A 503-nucleotide genomic window follows, 5' to 3' on the forward strand; every position below is an offset into this window, starting at 1 on the left:
GGGCAGGGAGGTAAGGTGGTGATCAACTCTGCTGGTATTTTTGGGTTTGTGCCTCGCAGTCGCCAAGACTTAGAAAGATTGCGTCCCAACGATTTAGATCCAAGGCGAATACCAACTAATGACATTACTGCCGTTTCACAACAAAATCCTTCTTTGAGCGGCAGTGTCACCCTCAATACTCCAGAAGTTGATCCTAGTAAGGGTTTAGTGGAATTACCAGAAACTGTCATAGATCCAACAGAGCAAATCGCCCAAAATCCCTGTCAAAGAGGTGATGGTAGTCAATTTATCATCACTGGACGTGGTGGTTTACCACCTCATCCGAATGAAATCCTCAGTAATGATAATATTCGTGTTGATTGGATAGAACCTGTTGGCAGTAGAGGTAATTCTCAAGGTATCAAAATTAATCAGTCCTCAACTCACCCGACTGCGAAACAAATTGTCCCCGCTCAAGGATGGGTATTCAACGAAAAAGGTGATGTAGTTCTCACAGCCTACAA

The 503-nt window shown here is 43.9% G+C and carries 1 pseudogene; it reads left to right on the top strand.

Annotated elements, in window-relative coordinates:
• Nucleotides 1-503 (top strand): annotated as a pseudogene (locus UYC_RS35120) (S-layer family protein); the annotation flags it as partial.

It is taken from the genome of Chlorogloeopsis fritschii PCC 6912, assembly GCF_000317285.1.
Classification (GTDB): domain Bacteria; phylum Cyanobacteriota; class Cyanobacteriia; order Cyanobacteriales; family Nostocaceae; genus Chlorogloeopsis; species Chlorogloeopsis fritschii.